Below are 18,699 nucleotides of genomic sequence, written 5' to 3'. Positions count from 1 at the left end.
TTATTAATTTATTTAAATAATCGACTCGTAAATTCTTTAAGATCTCGTCTCCAAGTTAACCACTCGTGAACTGTTTGTGGAGAATCATAATACACATAATTAATGCCTTGTTTGGCTAATGGTTTTGCGTTGTTAATACCTTCACCTTGATAAACCACCACATTATAGCTTCCTTCAGGAATAATAATAACAGCCGCTCCTGAAGCTTTATCAGCATTTGGTTTAAAATATTCAAGTGTAGGAACGGTTATATTCCTGTACATACCCTCACCAGATTCTTTAATATTTGATGTTTTTGAGTTAGGAATTTCAGAAGTATATAAATTGATAATTTCCTGAGATCTAATAGGTGCAGATATCAGTAAAAATGTAAATACAAAGCCAACTGTTTTTTTTCTACTTAAAATGTTAGATAATTTTTGCATGGTGAGTCTTAATATCGTTAAGTTGGTTTTGAGTTGGTAGTTTTTAAGTATCTTACTTTTAGTCTGATTTAATGTTATGATAACCCAATAAAGACAACATTTTTATGGCATATCTTTTACCAAGCATTCTATAGCCTTCAGCATTAAAATGCAAGTTATCTGAACCATCAGGACATCCTTTTGAAGAAATAACATAAGAATTTGGAATTGTTTTAGGTAGATTCGCAATAATTTTGTTCATACTGGCACAAACACCACCTTGATCTTCATTAACAACTTCACCAGCTAATAAAGGAATATCATTTGGATTGAGATTTAAATCTTTCATTAAATTGTCATAAACTATTTTTACTTTTTTAGTCCAAAGTGTATCGTTGGTGTTTGATTCTCCTTGATGTAAAAGAATGCCTTTTATAATACCTTCTTTTTGGGCTAACTTTGCCATTTCTACAAGTCGTCCATAGGGATTACCATCGTATTCCTTCACCATGTTTTTCATCCAATCAGGAACATTAGTCAGGTATTCTTTATATTTATCTTTATCGAATAGTTCAATTTTGCAACCACCAACAGCTACATTGATAACTCCTACTTTAACATTTTCTGGAAGGTTTTGCACCATAATTCTTCCAAAATAGTCGGTTGGAGTTAGTCCTGTTTCGCAACGGCATAGTGGAGGAACTGCAGTGTACCATCTTCCTTTTTCACGATCTAGATTTGGACAATCAACGGCTTCTAAAACCATAAAACGGTCGTTTACATTCACAGTGTCTTGTGGTTGAATACGAGCATTACCTTCCATGTTTGATTGTCCGAAACTTAAATAAATATGGAAGTTTGAATCTTGGGAATATGTTGTCTTTGCAGCTAAGATTATAATTGTAAATACTGCTAGGTTAATAATTCTTTTCACAATGAATAATATTTAATTTAATAGTGTATTAATAATTGGTTATTATTTTGCCCAAGATTCTCCTTCTAGGGTGCGTCTCCATGCGAAATATGAATCTAAAACCTCAAGTGATTTTGCACTTGGAACAGGACCAGTATAAGCTGTTTTGTTGAAATACATTACCTCAGGATTTGAATTGCTAAATACTGGCCAATTTGGAACATCTTTACCATTTGGATCTCCATATTTGGCGAAATTTGTCCAATAAGTACTCATCAAGTCTGAAATTTCTAAATCTGTTTTGGTGATTTGAGGATTCGAAGCATCTAAATTCTTAAAAACATAAGATACTTCTTGGCCGTGCGGTGAACCAAAACCATATCTTGGTGAATCTTCTGGATAGTCTGGATGTTGGTCAAAATAATAATAAAAAACTTTTGATTTTCCTGCTTTAGCCTGAAGTTTAGCCCAAGCCCACGTTTGCCAACCAAAGGCTGCATCTCGAGATAAATCACGAGCCGTTTTTGGTACCGAAGTAGAGTCAACCGGATATACTTTTAAAAGACTATCTGCATAAGGACCAAAGCGCATTTCAACATTACTAATAAATTCTTTTGGGTCTTGTGTTCTAGTAAAGCTAGCTCCTTCATCTGAATTATAACCTACAAGAATAGGTGTGTCATTATAAATTCCCGCTTCGTATAATTTATATTGATCGTCAAGGATAACGTGTCCATCAATAATAGGCCAGCCTCGACCTCCTGGTAGTTTTTCGGCTTCAATGGCTCGTAATTCTGCAATAGAAGAAACGCCAGCACTTTCCATATAAGCTAATCCTTCATTTTCAGCAACTTTAAGTGTTTTCATATTTTCACCAGGATAGGTTGTTGGTCTTGGAGGTCCAAATGATCCACCACTTTCAGATATAGCGCCATTGAAAAGACCTTTAGCTAGTGGAGACGCACTTAACATACTTACGGCAATACCTCCAGCAGATTCTCCAAAAATTGTCACTTTATTAGGGTCGCCACCAAAAGCAGCAATATTATCTTTTACCCATTGCAAACCTGCAATCATATCAAGCAAACCATAGTTTCCTGAAGTATTTTCTGGATTTTCAGCACTTAACTCTGGATGAGCCATAAAACCTAGTTGACCAACGCGGTAAGCAATACTAACTAAAATCACACCTTTTTTAGCTAAGTTTTTACCATTATAAGTTGTTTCAGAAGTTGCCCCAGCACCGAAGCCACCACCATAAATCCATACTAAAACAGGGGTTTTATCATTCGTGGTTTTAGCTGGTGTCCAAATATTAAGGTATAAACAATCTTCACTTTTTCCTGATGGAGGCGTTCCTCCTTGCATTGGGCCAGGAGCAAATTCATTTGTTTTTAATATACCTTCCCACTTTTTTGCAGGTTGAGGTGCACGCCATCTTAAGTCACCAGCCGGTGGTTGTGCAAATGGAATTCCTTTGAAAACTATCAAGCCATCTTCAACAGCACCTTCAACAATTCCTTGCTGAACTTGAACTTGTGTAGTTAAGGTTTTGGAATTATTACAGCCAATACTAATTAAAGATAATATCAATACTATAAAAAATACGTTCTTCATGGTCTGTTTGTTAATCTATTTTCTATTCAGGCATGGCATCATTTGCTGAGGTAGCATATAGTCCTAATAAAGCACCGGTAAAACCTCCAGCGACATCAGTTGAAAGAATATCACCTGAAACAGTGCTTCCAACATTTACAAAATCGGTTCCATTTGTTGAATAACTAAATTCATATTTATCTCCATCAGCTTTTACTTGAAGTTTAATAGGGTTTTTAACATCAATTTTAGTACTTGCTAAAATTTCAGAAATGATTTCTCCTTTTCTTCTTGGCCATGAATTTTTTTGTAACACTAAATAAGTATCTTTATCTTTTTTGGTTACACCAATTACATAGTTTGAACCTTCATTTTGTAATGCTACAATACCTGCTAAATCTCTACTTGATTTTGGTTTAAACTCTAAAGTTGTAACAAATAAAAAGCTATTATGCTGTTGTCTGTAAAATAACGTGGAAGTTGGTTTTACTTCTTTAATATTAGTGTCAAACGGATTAATTTGCAATCCTTTTTTTGTTGTAGAAATGAATGCTTCACGTGGACCTCTTAAACCTATCCAACGGTAGTCTAATTTATCAGCATTAAAGTTTTCTGTAAAAGTGAAATTACCATTAGGTAAAAAACCATCTTGACCTGTTTTGTTAACAGCACCTTCAGGCATTTTTAATTTTGACTCCAGAGGAATTAATCCGTTTTCAAAAACAGGAAATTCTCCAGACCAATCAACTGGTAAAATAAAAGTTTCACGACCTGTGTTTACTCTGTTTTCTTCGTTTGGGCGAACCGCTAAGAATACACCATAATATTTATCGTTTGGTCCTTTAACTAAATCGGCATGTCCAGCCCAATCTACTTTGTTTTTTCTGTCTTTACCAAAATATCTTTGAGTAAGAATAGGATTGCTTGGCGCAGGAATAAAAGGCCCCTTGGGGCTGTCACCTTTAAAAATAACCTCACTATGCCATCCACCAGTACCACCTTCGGCACACATTAAATAGTAACTACCATCTTTTTTGTAAAGGTGAGGTGCTTCAATCCAAATTGGTCTTTTTGAAAGGTCGACACCACCATCAACAATAATCTTGTCAGTTCCATGAATTATTTTATCAGTATTTACGTCATATTCCCAAACTTTAATAACACGATGACCATTATAGAGTTCTTTTCCTTTATCAGGCGCATCATTGTGTACAATATAACCTTTACCATTATCATCAAAGAAAATAGATGGATCTATACCGCCAAAATCGAGTTTAATTGGGCTACCCCATCCTTTCATTGGGTCTTTTGTTTTTACGATGATATTTCCTAGTCCTCCTGAAAATGCTGTTACAATCATATAAAAGGTATCATTATGCGGGTTATAAGTAATGCCAGGAGCATAAACACCTTGGCTAATGCCAGTATCGTGAGGATTGAATTCTGAAACATTATTTAAAACACCACCTAAGTCAGTCCAGTTTACTAAATCTTTTGAATGAAAAATAGGTACACCAGGAAACATAGCAAATGAAGAACAAACCATGTAATAATCATCGCCCTTTCTAGTAATAGCAGGATCTGGATAACAGCCTTGCAAAATAGGATTATAAAACTCGCCTGCATTTAAAGGATTATCTATATAAACCTTATCAGTTCCTTCGTAAACAGCATTTGAAAATATGGCTGGGTTTTTTGATGTCTTTTTCGTTTGGCTATTTATCCCTGTAAAGGATAATAACCCCATAATTGAAGATAAAAATATTAGTTGCGTCTTTTTCATTATTTATTATTTGTTATTAATTGTTTTCGTTTTATTCAAATTTAATCCAGTCCAGTTCAGTTTCATTATCGCCTTTCGAGATAATAAATAGGTTTTGATTATCAGGTTTAAATGTTGTTAATGATGCTTTTACTTCTTTCCAATCATCAGTTTTAGGGATATTTACTTTTGCAATAACAGTCCCATTTAATGAATTGCTTCGTATTTCTAATGTGCCACCATTATTCGATTTAGATTTTATTATTAGAGATTTTAAGCGTTTTTTGCCGAAGTCCACACTATTATATTGTACCCATCCATTGGATTGATTAAATACTGTTTTCCAACCTTTAAAAGTATCTAATGTATCTATGAAAGCAATTGAAGTTCCTTTTTCACTTACATTACTATACCTATCTATTTGGATTTCTTTGGTAGCACTTGTAATACCAATGCCTCTTAAAGTTGGTATTACTTTTTGAATAGTACCATCAGCATTAAAGTTTAAGCTATCTGCTCTAACCGATCTTGCTTTGTCAAAATTTGGAGAATAATCATTATGATGATAAAAAAGATACCATTGGTTTTTAAATTCAATAATCGATTGATGATTAGTCCAACATCCAGATGGAGATTCATCCATAACGACACCTGAAACTTTAAAAGGACCTAGCGGATTGTCTGAAATAGCATATTCTAGACGTTCTATTTTATTTTCAACATGCGGATATGTTAAATAGTAAATGCCCTTTCTTTCAAAAAGATAGGGACCTTCTTTCAATCCTTTTGTTGGAAGTTCACCTAAAGTTATAACTTCAGAATCCAATTCAAGCATATTATCTTTCAGTTTAGCCGCAAAAATATTTCCTTGAGACCAATATAAATAAGCCTGTCTATCTTTATCAATAAACACGTTAGGGTCGATCCCTCTTACACCTTCAATAGGTAAGAATTCCGTAGTATAAGGGCCTTCAGGGTTATCGGCAATAGCAACACCAATGGTAAAGCCTTGTGCTTTTGTTATTGAATCTTTAACTATTGATGGAAAATAAAAATAGTACTTATCATTTTTTTCAATACAGTCTGGAGCCCACATACTATAACTGTCTGGTTTCACCCAAGGCACTTTGTTTTGTTGAACAATAGGACCATGGTCTGTCCAATCTGTTAAGTTTATAGAAGAAAACACATGATAATCTTCCATACAAAACCAGCCTACACGACCTTTACCTTCGGTTGCTAAGATATCGTGGGAAGGAAACAGATATACTTTATCTCCAAAAACTCTAGCAGAAGGATCGGCTGAAAATTGATCTCTAATGATTGGGTTTTGACCATAAGTATTGCTAACCACTAAAACTAGTAATAGACTTTTAATCATTATTTGATTTATATTTCTCATTAAAAACATACTGAAAGTGTCATAAAAAATACATGTTGGTTTATTATATTTTAATTCTTTTTCCTGTATATACTATTGATTTACCACTAGTAGGTGTAGTCATTCCTATGCCTTCAGTTTCATTTACAATAACAATATTGAAAGTACGTTCTGTAAGTGCATTTTTAAAATCACCTTTTATTTCTTCAATAGTTAACGTTTTGTTTTTCTCATCCCAACTAAAAGGTATGATAGTATAATGCCCTTTTTCATAATTATAGGTACCACCTTCATCTTCATATAAATTGAATGTTCCATTAGCTCCGGTATAAACACGTATTTCTAAAACCTCATTAGAACTTTCATCTGAATGCTGAATAATTTCCCCCATAGGAATAATAGAGCCTTCTTTAACATACAATGGAATTTTGTCGAAGGGTGCATCTGTATCCACGGTTTGTCCTCCTTTGAAATACTTCCCGGTCCAAAAATTATACCAGTTGGTTGTGTTTGGAAGATACACATACCCACTATTAACCTTTGCTTTAGTTATTGGTGCCACTAAAAATGACTTTCCAAACATGTATTCATAAGATTGCTTTACAGCTAAATCATCACTGTTAAAATCCATTACTAAGGGGCGCATCATCGTAGATCCATTTTCGGTAACTTGCCAAGCTTCAGAATAAATATAAGGTAGCAGTCGGTAACGAAGGTTTAATATTTTTCGCATATTATCTTCAACTATTTTTCCATACTTCCATGGTTCGGTTTCTGTCTGATATCCATGCATTCGAAAAATAGGATTAAAGGCTCCCCACTGAAACCAGCGGGTCAGTAAATCATGAAATTTTTCGTCGGTATACTGTGAATTCCCTGGTCTAAAAAAGCCTCCAATATCTGTTGTCCAGTATGGAAATCCTGTTATTGTAAAGTTTAATCCTGCTACGATTTGGCGCTTGTAATCATCCCAAGTTCCTCCAATATCACCAGACCAATTTATAATTCCATACCGTTGCTGTCCAGGAAATGCCGAACGTGTAAGTATGCAAACACGTTTGTTATTAGTAGCTTCACGTTGCCCTTCATAAACGGCTTTACTCACCATAAGTGGATATGCCAAACGATAAAAATCGCCTAAACCAGCATGAGTTATTTCTCCTTTTAAAGCATCGTTTTCTGGCTCAACGGCATCCATCCACCAAGAATCAACACCGTTGTCAAACATATTTGTTTTTAAGGTATTCCAGTAATCGTTTCTTGTTTGTGGGTTAAAATAATCTAACCATTTTGTGTTTTTAATGAAGCTATTTTTTGCCACATATTCTTTTCCTATTTCAGAATTTTTATCTGGGTTTGACCAAATGGATATACTGAAATGAGCATTTAAATCGTGAAGTTCTTTTATAAAACCAGACGGATTTGGGTAATTAGTTTCATCAAACTGAGGCACACCCCAGCCTCTATTTCCCCAATATTGCCAATCTTGTACTATAACATCCATTGGAAGCTCTCTACTGCGAAATTCTTTTACCGTTTCTATTAGATGCTTGCTAGACGTATAGCGTTCTCTACATTGCCAAAAGCCATAAGCCCATTTTGGAAGCATTGGTACATTACCAGATAGATTTCTGTATGATGCAATAACGCTATCTGCCGATGGACCACTAAACACTACATAATCGAGCATTTTTGTAACCGGAGATCTAAATGTTGTGATGTTATTATTTAATCTCCATGATAATTTTGGGGAATTGTCTGATTTACATATTACTTGTACATCGTGTTCACCGCTACTAAGTTTAACCGTTTTACTTGTTGTAGGCGGTAACCAAAGATTAGTTTGATCTATAAAGGGAGCACCATCAATCGTGACAAAATGTATATTTGCCATACCACCTAAATCTAAAAACAAATTATATTCGCCATCTTCTGGGACAGAAAATTTACCAAAGTATAATGCCTGGTTTCTGGCTATTTTTTGAGTACCAGATGTTGTTGTAACTTCTACAACTTCATCTTGTCTATTTCTTTGCTCATCTTTATTTAAGGCAATAACATTTTCTGAAGGATTAAAATCTGTTACTCCATACTGATGCCATAATAACCCATAGCCTTCACTTGAGTATATAAATGGAATAGCTATTTGTGTATTTACTTGTGTTAATCGACGACTTATATTTTTTAAATTATAATTTCCGTCTTGAAATTGCCCTAATCCAAAAATAGCTTCGCTGCTAGGAGATATGAAACTTTGTTCTGCAAGGTAACAAGGTTCTCCTGAAACAGTATCTGCAATTAACTTACGAGAGCCTATTTGTTCCGAAAGAAATATTTTCCCTTTTGCATTCGTATAAACTAATTTCCCTGTTTTCTTTTCAAAAATTGCATTTATATTTTTTAGTTTAATTTCTATAGTCAATGAGGTTTCTAAAACCTTGAATTTTGGTGTTTTAACCCTTGAGGTAAGTATTAGTTCTGTTAAACTATCTAATGCATCTTTAGAAAACTTTATTCTTATGGCATCGTCTGAAACTGGATATATACCAAGTGTTCCTTTATCGATGTCGATAAATATGCCATCTTTTGTTTGCGTATAGCTTTTTGTTGATCCTTTTTGATGAAATGCTAATAAACAACAAAAGCTTACCATATAAATTATTTTCATTCTTAGTGGTGTAATTTTATTTAGTTTAATTAATTGTTTTTTTTTATTTATTTAAAGCAACTTTTTTTGAACACAATCGGTTGTTTTTTTATATAAAAAAATATCACATTGAAAACATCCAATAATCAAAAAACAATATTTGACTTGATGCTTTGCCTTTAAACACAAAATATAAATCGTGAACTCCTGTGACTCTTTTAATATCAATTGTCCGCAACTCCCATCTGTCATTACCACCAGTCATTGGTACATTTACGGTTCCAAGCAATTCTCCTTCCTTACTGTCCAATCTTATCTCCATAGACACATTACCATTATGAGTTGTACCAATTCGTGCAGTAAATTTTGAAGCCCCTTCTTTACGGAAATCTACCTCTTTTACCTTGGTATAAGCATTATTGTATTTTGCAGTAATAAAATTACCAACCACATCATTTTTCATTGACTTTACGCCTTCAGACCAAGCCATTGTTTCTGCTTCTGTTTTAGCATAAGGATTTAGCTGACTTAAACTCTGTTTAATGCCTTCGGTCATATCCATCTGTACAATAGAACCATCTTTATTAAATTTAAGTTCTTCTACACATACTGAACGGGTAAAACCTCCTCCTCCTGGTAAAGCTCCATTGTGATAGAAAAAATAACTTTTGTCCTTAAAATCAATGACACCAGGATGATTTGTAAAAGATCCTCCTTGTGTAGGCATCACAACACCTTGATATTTCCAAGGACCTGTTATACTTTTACTGGTTGAATACCCAATATGTTCGGATATTGGCCCTGCAGCAAAAAATAAATAATAAAGATTATTTCGTTTATACAACCAAGGTCCCTCTTCATAAGTCGTAGGTCTTTGATTATTCACTATTCCTTCCCGTTTACCAAATGCTTCTATTGTATTAGGTATTTGTTTAATTTCGTCATCAAAGGAAATCATATCCTCATTTAATTTTACATAATAGCAAACAGGGTTACCCCAAAATAAATAGGCCTGACCATCATCATCAATAAAAACGGTTGGATCTATATCTGCATTACTATTAGAAATTAAAGGTTTTCCTAAAGGATCTATAAATGGTCCATACGGACTATTTGCAACCGCTACTCCTATAGCTCCTTTTCCTTCTCTAGTCGTATTGGGTACATACATGTAAAATGTACCGTTTCTTTCTATACATTGAGGAGCCCAAGCGTTCATTTTTGCCCAACTAAAATCTTTATAGGACAATGCAGCTCCATGATCTGTCCAATTAACCATATCTTCTGTAGTATATAATCGCCAATCGTTCATAGTGAACCAAGTTGATTCATCTTCATCATGACTAGTATAAAGAAACACTTTACCATCATATCCCATCGGAGCTGGATCTGCGGTATAATTAGTTTGTATAATAGGGTTTTGTGCTCCTATAATCGTATAATTTAAAAAAATTATAAGGATGACAATTGCTTTTTTCATTTCTACTATTTAGTTAATACAAATCCTCCATTAGGTTGTATTGTTATTGAAATTTCTCCTTTTTTAGAGATTTTTACTTCATCCATAAATGTGTTTCTACTTTTGTCATCGTTATAAATAGTTGCTTTAACATCTGCAAGCATAGGAAGTTTTAATTTTATTTTTTTTGCAGTTTCCTCGGCATTTACTCCAGCTATATACCATTTTTGGTCAAGTCTGCGAGCCACTACACTATATTTACCAGGGTAACCATCAATAAAAACGGTTTCATCCCAAGTTGTTGGTACATTCCTCATAAAATCTAGTTCAAATGTTGGTACATCTTCAAGATTATTAGGTGTTAATCCAAACATTTGAACTGGATTTTGAAAAAGCACACTCGTTGCTAACTGAAAAGCATCAGTTGTTAAGCGTTTTTGACCTTTTTCATTGCCTTTATTCAGAAATTTATTAAGCAAAACACCTCCAAACTCCATACTTGCAACTGAATTACGAATAAAAGGATGTAACGATGCATAAAAAGATTCTTTGTTGCGGGCATCTTGAGTAAAAATGAGCATCTCTGAAGCTATTACAGCTTCACTACCTACAAAATTTGGATACATGCGCTCCCAACCACGAGGCAGTGTTGCGCCGTGGAAAATAATCATCAAGCCATAATCATTAGCGTCTGAAAGAATATCTTCATATAAACGCATGGTTTCTTGTTTGTCACCTCCAAAAAAGTCGACTTTTAAACCTTTTACACCAGCTTCTTTAAGCCATTTCATTTCTTTTTTTCTAGCTATAGATGTATTCATTTTATTAATTGGCGTCTGGAAAGCATCATTTGAGCTACCGTTTGAATTATACCAAAGAAGCACATCAACACCTTTAGATTTTGCATATTGAATAAGTTCTTTCATTCTATCATAACCTATATTCTTATCCCACCAAGCATCAATTAAAATATATTCAAAATTCATCGCTGCCGCTAAGTCTATATATTTTACTTGGTCTTCGTAATTCATACTGTTATCTTGCCAAACAATCCAACTCCAACTTCCTCGTCCATATTTATAGTCTTGAGAGGCCTCATAAAGCGGTTCTACGACACTATAAGGAATGGTAGTCTCTACAATAGGTTTTAATGTTTTACCAACAGTAATGGTGCGCCATGGCGTGATTCCGGGAAGACCAATTTGAGCACCAGTACTACCAAAACCATTGTTATTGTTTATATTAGGAAATTCTACACTGTAAATGCCATCATTATATTTACTTAAGTGAGAGGCACAATATAGACTTGACACGCCTGTTTCTGATACTAATACCCAGCCGTTGTCTCCTACATGAAATAATCCTGGAAACACATAGCCATCTTCAGATGTATTTGTTTCCATGTCAGAATCGGAAGTATAACCACTTTCATAACTAGGAGCTGTACGAGCAAAACCAGTCATAGATTTCATCATGGATGAAAGAAATGTTGTTGTATTTGATGGAAACTTAAAACCTGTAATCTCTTTTTCTACTATACAAGCCATGGTTTCACCCCAAACTGGGAGTTCGTATCTAAAAGCAATGTCATTATTACTTACTTGGAATACTACTGATATTTGTTTTTTATCAGCATTTTCAATTGTAAATTTTAAACTGTTGGCTTCATAATTTATAGAAGATTTTTTAATTTTTTCTTGCTCATAACTTTTATTAATGGTTCCTGTAGTAGATTCTACAAAGCTCATGTTTTTGCTAAAATCACCTTCATTGGTAATTAAACCTAAAGGTGAATTTTCAAGCATTAATTTATCATTATAAGTTACCGAATATATTGGTTTGCCAGTTTCAAGAGAGACATTTAATTTTAGCTTTCCATCAGGACTTAGTACTTGAGCTTTTTGAGAAAAAGCTAACATGCTTGAAAATAAAAATAAAATGGCTGTAAATGTTGATTTCATAGGTTCTAGTTTTGCTGAATTATAACTTTAGTCATTTTTAAATCTTTAGAATCAGAGCTATTTCCGTAATACACTTCATATTCACCGGGAGTAACATGCATTCCCATAGTCTCCCAATCATAAAAATCAAATGAAGATGCAGGCAAATTAATCGTTACAGTATGTGTTTTACCAGCTTTAACATCAACGCGTTTAAAACCTCTTAATGTCTTTAATGGCCCATCTGGATCATTTAATTTGTGCACGTATACTTGAACGATTTCTGTACCGTCACGTTTGCTAGTATTTGTTATGGGAATGTTTAATTGAATGGATTCATCAGATTTTATAGTGGTTTTATTAAAACTTGCAGAACCAATGTCGAATTTTGAATAACTCAATCCGAATCCGAATGGAAATAAAGCATCATCCATATAACGATAGGTACGTCCTTTCATAGAGTAGTCTTCAAAATCGCCTAAATCATCGGAATTTTCATAAAAAGTAACCGGAAGTTTTCCAGCTGGATTATAATCTCCAAAAAGGACATCGGCAACTGCTTGTCCTCCAGACTCACCACCATACCAAGCTTGAAGAATGGCATCACAACTTTTTGATTCTTCAGCTAAAGCAATAGCAGAGCCTGAACAGTTTACAAAAATAACTTTTTTACCCGCTTCTTTTAATGCCTTCAAACACTTTTTTTGAACAGATGGAAGGTCTATGTTTGTTCGGTCGCCACCTTTAAAACCAGGATATGATACGGGCATTTCTTCACCTTCAAGTAAGGTTGAAAGTCCACCAACAAATACAACGGTGTCAATGCCTTCCAAATTTTTAATTAATCCACTAAAGTCAATATCATACTCTTTTCCAAAATCAAATTCTAGATTCGCTTGCCAGTTGTTGGACTGTGCAAAAAGAATTTCAATTTTATAGGTTTTCCCTGCTTCTACATTAAATGGAATTCTTGTAGGTATAGTACGCCAGTTAGTGTATTTACTTATGGATTCTCCATTAACCAATAATTCAAATGCTCCAGTAGCACCTGTTTTAAAAACCAATTCATCACTTTTTGTTGCCACAAACTCACCTTCATATTTTCCAGAAAATCCTTCAAGCTTTACACCTGTAGCAAATTCATGCTGACCAGCGGTAGTCAATTTTAAAGGATTTATTATTTGAGCAGTTGCTACAATATCACCAGTTCTGTCTGGTGTGTTCCAATAGGTTGCTTTAAATCCTTTTTTTCCATCGAAAGCAATTTCAGAAAAATAAGTAGTGGTTACTTTGTCTTCTACCAAATCACAGGCTTTATCATAAAAAATGTTGCTTTCTGAAACTTTTGATTTTATGCCATTAAGAATGGTAATGGTTTGATTGGGTGTTCCATTATAATTTCCCCACAACATAGGTTCATTATCTGCATTAGGACCAATAATAGCAATTTTGTTTATTGATTTATTTAAAGGAAGGACATTGTTTTTATTTTGAAGAAGTGTCATAGACTTTCTGGCCATTTCAAGAGCCAATTCTTGATGTTCCTTGCTGTTTAAAACAGATGCTGGAATTTGAGCCCAAGGCACTATAGCATCATCATCCATTTCACCTAAATCAAAACGACCAATTAAAACACGAGCCAAACTTTTGTTAACATCAGCTTCTTTTATCAAATCCATCTTAACCGCTTCGGGCAAGGTTTTATAAGGATAATTTTCCCAAACACATTCTACATCTGTTCCCGCCAAAACAGCTTTTGATGCTGCGTGTGTAGCATCTGAAGACACGTTATGTGAAGTAAAAAAATCAGTTACGGCTCCACAATCGGATACCACCATATATTTATAGCCCCATTCATCTCGAAGAATCCGTTGCAATAATCTTGTATTGCCACAGCAAGGCTCATCATCAAGTCTTTGATATGCACACATCACCTGACGAACATCGGCATCTTGTACTAAAGATTTAAAAGCAGGTAAATAGGTCTCATACAATTCACGAGGATTAACGTCATTTAAATTAAGTTCATGTCGGCTCCATTCCGGACCTGAGTGTACGGCATAATGTTTAGCACAAGCTAAAAGTTTACGATATTTGGAATCTTCTGGACCCTGTAACCCTTTAACAACCGAAACTCCCATGAGCGATGTTAGATATGGATCTTCTCCATAGGTTTCTTGGCCACGACCCCAACGTGGATCGCGAAAAATATTGACGTTAGGCGTCCATACAGAAAGACTTAAAAAACGTTTGTTTTCATTTCCAGATTGAATCCATTGGTTATATTTTGCTCGTGCTTCATCAGATACTGCATCGAAAATATGGTATACCAGTTCATTATCAAAGGAAGCTGCCATACCTATAGGTTCTGGAAAAACAGTTACATTGTCGTTATTGGCATAACCGTGTAAAGCTTCACTCCACCAGTTGAATTTTTTAATCCCTAATCGTGGAATGGCATCAGACTGATCACACATTAATGTAGCTTTTTCTTCAAGTGTTAAACGAGAAATCAAATCTTTTGCACGTTCTTCAGAACTTAAATTAGAATTCTGAAAAGGTAATTTTTGAGCGTTTATACTTGTTACACATAATATACTTATTATTAAAAAGTATACATTAGTTATTTTTAGACTACAAAAAATATGATTCATTAATTATCTATTTTAAATGAGTTTTTTTATTCTGATATTTTATCAGAAATATTAAAATAATCGAAATCTACAAAGCCACCTATTTGCTTTGTAGCATAGTTAAATAATCCAAATCTATATCCCATAAAATGAGGTAATGTATAGGGTAACTTAATTGCCTCGCCTATAGATTCCCATGTTTTACCATCAAGACTGTAATAAAACCTTCCTGTGTCTTTTTGATTTCTAAAATCACACTCAGCTTTAAGATAAACTTGATTTTGTTTTAATGGAATACTTTTAAGTTCTTTTTCACTACCAGTAGCAGCACTAACCATAATGATTTTTTTTACGCTATTTTCCATCTTAACCGCAATAAAACCATACTGTTTTTGTAGTAAACACAAACCTGAAACATCTCCATCTTTCATGTTACTTACATCTAATAAAGTTGCTCCTTTACTTTCTGGTCCTATAGTACGCTGGGTAAGTGTATTTTTTGCTTGAACAAATAAGGTATCTATTCTTCCTGTTTTTAGCCTTAAAAATCCTTTTCTTTCTCTTACAGACCATAACGAATTATTTGGATTATGGTTCCATTGCCATACCAATGGTAAATCTCTTTCGTTTTTTTTACGCTCAAAACTGTCTGAGTTTACAATACATGGAATCAGTCCTTTACTCTTCGGTAAATCAAGAGTTTCAGGAACTTTACCATGTTCTCCTAAAACAGGCCAATCGTTAACCCATTCTACAGGTACTAAATAAGGTATTCTTCCTACGCCACCATTGTCTTTAAATAAGTATGAAAACCACTTACCTTCTGGTGTATCAATAAGTCCACCTTGAGCTACGCCTAAATCTTGTAAACCGACTTTACCTTCCCAAGGGCCATTTATATGATCTGCACGATGAATAATCACAGTTCGCATTCCTCCTCTAGGCCAAGTAATGTTAAACAGATAGTATTTTCCGCTTACTTTAAAGAGTTGGGATCCTTCTGCACCTAGCATGATATTATTTCCCGCAGGTGCACTGGCATTTTCAATTAGGACTTTTTCTGTTCCTTCTTTTACACCCGAAAGATCATCTTTTAACTCTGCAATATTAAGTTTTCCAGCAGCCCAAATTATATAAATTTTACCATCGTCATCAAAAAACATGGAGTGATCGTGGTAAGAAGGCTTAAATTCTATTTTTTTCCAAGCTCCCTTTTCAAGATTTTCAGTAATAAAAATATGGGTCTTTCCTGTTGTTGCCGAAAAAGTACTCAGATAAAATTTCCCATTATGATAACGTAAGCAACTAGCCCATGAGCCTCTACCATACATGCTTTTCCCATTTTCCAAATCAAGCTCGTCATTATGTCCAAGTACATCATAGGCATAATTTATAAGTTCCCAATTCACTAAGTCTTTAGATTTCATGATTGGCAATCCCGGACTCATGTGCATGGTTGTGCTACTCATGTAATACGTGTCTCCAACACGAACCATAGAAGCATCTGGTACATCTGCATATATTATTGGGTTTTCAGCTTTGTTATTTTGTGCACCTAAATGGAAAATGAAAACTAAATTGGCTAATAATAGGAATGCTATTTTTTTCATTGCAGTTTAATTGGTATTAATCTTTTAAAATTCTTAATTCGTAAAATCGAGGCGTTGGTCTGTCGTTGGTTGAAGTAATTTTTACGTTTACAATCTCCATATCACTCAATTTTATTCTAATGGTTTTATTTTCTGTAGAAATTATTTCAGCAGGTTTTTCATTAATAGAAATTTCAACATTATCTAATTTTAATTCATCTAATACTGAAATATCTAAAAACTTACCTTGCAGGTTTTTGTTTGAAAGTTGGTAAGCCATAAAACCACGAGTGCTTCTCCAAAATTTATCATCATTATATCCAGAGTTACTTTTTTCACCCTTATAAAAATGTCCGACTTCAGGTTGTTGTTCACCACAACTTATTTTATCAACAGTTTTGGCTTCAAGAGCCGCAGCATCTATTTCTTGTTGTTTAAGTATAGCTTGTTTTTCTTTGTACTCCTCGTTGCTGTATGTATGGAAATACATTTGGTAACGCGCATCGTGCACTTCAAAAAATGGTTGAAGTTCTAAAGAATCTAGACTGAAATGAAGTTTTCCGATTTTTTTTGGTTTAGAAAGGTAGCTGTCTTTATTGCCAACTAAGGCATAAGCTTCATCTAACGGAAAATATCTTCCGTGAGTAGCATGTCCCATACGACTATCGTCTGCAAATAAACCGTCCAAATCTTCTGTTGAAGTTTTGGCAGCTAATACAATAGGACCATCGACATAAGCAACCCAATTTGAGCCGTCTGGTAAATTTTCTAAATGTGTTGAGGTTTTAAACCTAATAGAAATTTTGTCTCCAGATTTCCATGTCCTTTTAATGGTAATATAGCTAGAAGGCTTTTTTTGTATGTTTTGAACCTTATCATTTACTAAAATTTCAAAATTTTCTGCCCATTTAGGCTGACGAATATTTAAAGTGAATGTTTGTTTCTTTTTAAGATTTAAAACTATTTCTGATTGATTTTCATAAGGAAACTTCGTGTTTTGGGTTAACGTAATACCTTTTTCTTCCCAATTTAAAGTAGATGGAATAAAAAGATTCACAAATACATCGTTATTGGTATGGCTATAAATTAATTCGCCATACTTAGTATGGTTTTCTAGACCAGAACCAACACAACACCACATACTTGTTTCTGGTTGTGAATATACTCTGTAATGATTGGGTCGTATGGGTGTAAAGTACACAAAACCACCCTTTTCAGGATGTTGACTTGACAGAATATGATTGTAAAGCGTTCTTTCATAAAAATCTATATAGCTAACATCATTATGGTCAAAAAACAACGCTTTGCTTAAACGAACCATATTATAAGAATTGCAGGTTTCTGGTCCTTGGTTGGATTTTATCATACTGCTAAAATCGTCAACAGGGTTAAAGTGCTCTGCTACACTATTGCCACCAAAAGCGACACTTCGTGTTTGAGAAACATCTCTCCAAAAAAACTTGACAGCTTCAGATAATTCCTCATTATTGGTTAAAGAAGCTACTTTTTCATAACCAAGAACTTTAGGTATTTGGGTATTGGCATGTAACCCTGTTAACTTGTCTTCTTGGTGTAGTAATGGTTCTAAAAAAGTTTTGTGGGTTAACTTTTTAGCAGTTACTAAGTATTTTTCATCTTTTGTTATTATATATAAATCAGCAAAAGATTCATTTATACCGCCATGTTCGGTTCTTAAAATGTTTTGTATTTGCTCGTCGGAAAGTGGTTCGATCAAACCAATAAACCAATCACCTAAATTTATGACAATAGATTTTGCTTTTTCACTGCCAGTAAAATGATAAGCATCAATTAAACCTGCAAATAATTTATGGATATTATAAAGAGGTACCCAAGTATTATTTAAACCAAAACCGCTGCCATCAATATCACCTTTATGAATGCGTTCCCAAAATATTTTGCCTTGAGGAATACCTCCAACATAGCCATTCCCATTTTTATTTTGGCAACGCTCCAATTCAGAAAGCATATAATCTAAACGTGTTTTAAGTTCTTGATTGTCTGTTGAAGCATATAACATGGCTAAAGCCGATAAATAATGACCAGCAATATGTCCATCCAAGCCTATGCTTTCCCAGTTTCCATAGCGGTCTTCTTTTGTTGGAAATCCGGCATCAATTAAATAGGGGGCTAAAAGCCTATCGGGTTCCAAATCAAGAATGTATTTTAAATCAACATCTTGTGCGTTTTTAAAAGGACCATCTGTAAGTCTTACTTCTTGCAATTTAAAAGGCTGCATTTGAGCAAAAACAGAACACGATGTAAGTAAAAACAGTAAGTAGTTCAGTTTTCTGGTTGGTGATAAAATATATTTAAAATATTGAAAGCTCATTTGATTTTAGTATTTGTTTAATTTG

General features: G+C 34.1%; 11 protein-coding genes. All 11 read right to left on the bottom strand.

Annotation, left to right across the window (positions count from 1 at the left end; all coding sequences use genetic code 11):
- Positions 1 to 8: 8 nt before the first annotated feature.
- A complete protein-coding gene (locus ACGLWY_RS16020; RefSeq protein WP_396620679.1) occupies positions 9 to 425 on the bottom strand; it encodes a hypothetical protein in 417 nt (138 codons plus the stop codon).
- A gap of 58 nt (positions 426 to 483) precedes the next feature.
- Positions 484 to 1,338: a sialate O-acetylesterase gene (locus tag ACGLWY_RS16015; protein WP_396620678.1), complete on the bottom strand. Its 855-nt coding sequence runs from the start codon at positions 1,336 to 1,338 to the stop codon at positions 484 to 486.
- A 42-nt stretch (positions 1,339 to 1,380) separates the two neighbouring features.
- Positions 1,381 to 2,934, bottom strand: a complete 1,554-nt coding sequence (locus ACGLWY_RS16010) for a carboxylesterase/lipase family protein (RefSeq protein WP_396620677.1) — start codon at positions 2,932 to 2,934, stop codon at positions 1,381 to 1,383.
- Between the two features lie 22 nt (positions 2,935 to 2,956).
- On the bottom strand, positions 2,957 to 4,696 hold the full coding sequence (locus tag ACGLWY_RS16005) for a glycoside hydrolase family 43 protein (RefSeq protein WP_396620676.1): 1,740 nt from the start codon (positions 4,694 to 4,696) through the stop codon (positions 2,957 to 2,959).
- Between the two features lie 31 nt (positions 4,697 to 4,727).
- The gene (locus ACGLWY_RS16000) at positions 4,728 to 6,056 is read right to left on the bottom strand and encodes a family 43 glycosylhydrolase (RefSeq protein ID WP_396620675.1); all 1,329 of its coding nucleotides are present in this window, start codon (positions 6,054 to 6,056) and stop codon (positions 4,728 to 4,730) included.
- A gap of 64 nt (positions 6,057 to 6,120) precedes the next feature.
- The gene (locus ACGLWY_RS15995; RefSeq protein WP_396620674.1) at positions 6,121 to 8,724 is read right to left on the bottom strand and encodes a TIM-barrel domain-containing protein; all 2,604 of its coding nucleotides are present in this window, start codon (positions 8,722 to 8,724) and stop codon (positions 6,121 to 6,123) included.
- 103 nt (positions 8,725 to 8,827) lie between these two features.
- Positions 8,828 to 10,183, bottom strand: coding sequence for a glycoside hydrolase family 43 protein (locus ACGLWY_RS15990; RefSeq protein ID WP_396620673.1), 1,356 nt, complete (start codon positions 10,181 to 10,183; stop codon positions 8,828 to 8,830).
- A gap of 5 nt (positions 10,184 to 10,188) precedes the next feature.
- On the bottom strand, positions 10,189 to 12,123 hold the full coding sequence (locus ACGLWY_RS15985; RefSeq protein ID WP_396620672.1) for a glycoside hydrolase family 97 catalytic domain-containing protein: 1,935 nt from the start codon (positions 12,121 to 12,123) through the stop codon (positions 10,189 to 10,191).
- A 5-nt stretch (positions 12,124 to 12,128) separates the two neighbouring features.
- A complete protein-coding gene (gene xyl3A / locus ACGLWY_RS15980) occupies positions 12,129 to 14,756 on the bottom strand; it encodes a xylan 1,4-beta-xylosidase (RefSeq protein WP_396620671.1) in 2,628 nt (875 codons plus the stop codon).
- Positions 14,757 to 14,782: 26 nt separating this feature from the next.
- A complete protein-coding gene (locus tag ACGLWY_RS15975; RefSeq protein ID WP_396620670.1) occupies positions 14,783 to 16,345 on the bottom strand; it encodes a glycoside hydrolase 43 family protein in 1,563 nt (520 codons plus the stop codon).
- Positions 16,346 to 16,361: 16 nt separating this feature from the next.
- On the bottom strand, positions 16,362 to 18,674 hold the full coding sequence (locus tag ACGLWY_RS15970; protein ID WP_396620669.1) for a beta-L-arabinofuranosidase domain-containing protein: 2,313 nt from the start codon (positions 18,672 to 18,674) through the stop codon (positions 16,362 to 16,364).
- Between the last annotated feature and the right edge of the window lie 25 nt (positions 18,675 to 18,699).

It is taken from the genome of Mariniflexile sp. HMF6888, assembly GCF_044335535.1.
GTDB lineage: Bacteria > Bacteroidota > Bacteroidia > Flavobacteriales > Flavobacteriaceae > Mariniflexile.
This window is presented reverse-complemented; position numbering and strand designations above follow the sequence as displayed.

What these genes read in the sequence shown, in the direction of transcription:
- ACGLWY_RS15985 (WP_396620672.1), bottom strand. Translation starts at nt 12,123, where the DNA reads ATGAAATCAACATTTACAGCCATTTTATTTTTATTTTCAAGCATGTTA.
- ACGLWY_RS15970 (WP_396620669.1), bottom strand. Translation starts at nt 18,674, where the DNA reads ATGAGCTTTCAATATTTTAAATATATTTTATCACCAACCAGAAAACTG.
- ACGLWY_RS16000 (WP_396620675.1), bottom strand. Translation starts at nt 6,056, where the DNA reads ATGATTAAAAGTCTATTACTAGTTTTAGTGGTTAGCAATACTTATGGT.
- ACGLWY_RS16005 (WP_396620676.1), bottom strand. Translation starts at nt 4,696, where the DNA reads ATGAAAAAGACGCAACTAATATTTTTATCTTCAATTATGGGGTTATTA.
- ACGLWY_RS15995 (WP_396620674.1), bottom strand. Translation starts at nt 8,724, where the DNA reads ATGAAAATAATTTATATGGTAAGCTTTTGTTGTTTATTAGCATTTCAT.
- ACGLWY_RS15975 (WP_396620670.1), bottom strand. Translation starts at nt 16,345, where the DNA reads ATGAAAAAAATAGCATTCCTATTATTAGCCAATTTAGTTTTCATTTTC.
- ACGLWY_RS16020 (WP_396620679.1), bottom strand. Translation starts at nt 425, where the DNA reads ATGCAAAAATTATCTAACATTTTAAGTAGAAAAAAAACAGTTGGCTTT.
- ACGLWY_RS16010 (WP_396620677.1), bottom strand. Translation starts at nt 2,934, where the DNA reads ATGAAGAACGTATTTTTTATAGTATTGATATTATCTTTAATTAGTATT.
- ACGLWY_RS15990 (WP_396620673.1), bottom strand. Translation starts at nt 10,183, where the DNA reads ATGAAAAAAGCAATTGTCATCCTTATAATTTTTTTAAATTATACGATT.
- xyl3A (WP_396620671.1), bottom strand. Translation starts at nt 14,756, where the DNA reads ATGAATCATATTTTTTGTAGTCTAAAAATAACTAATGTATACTTTTTA.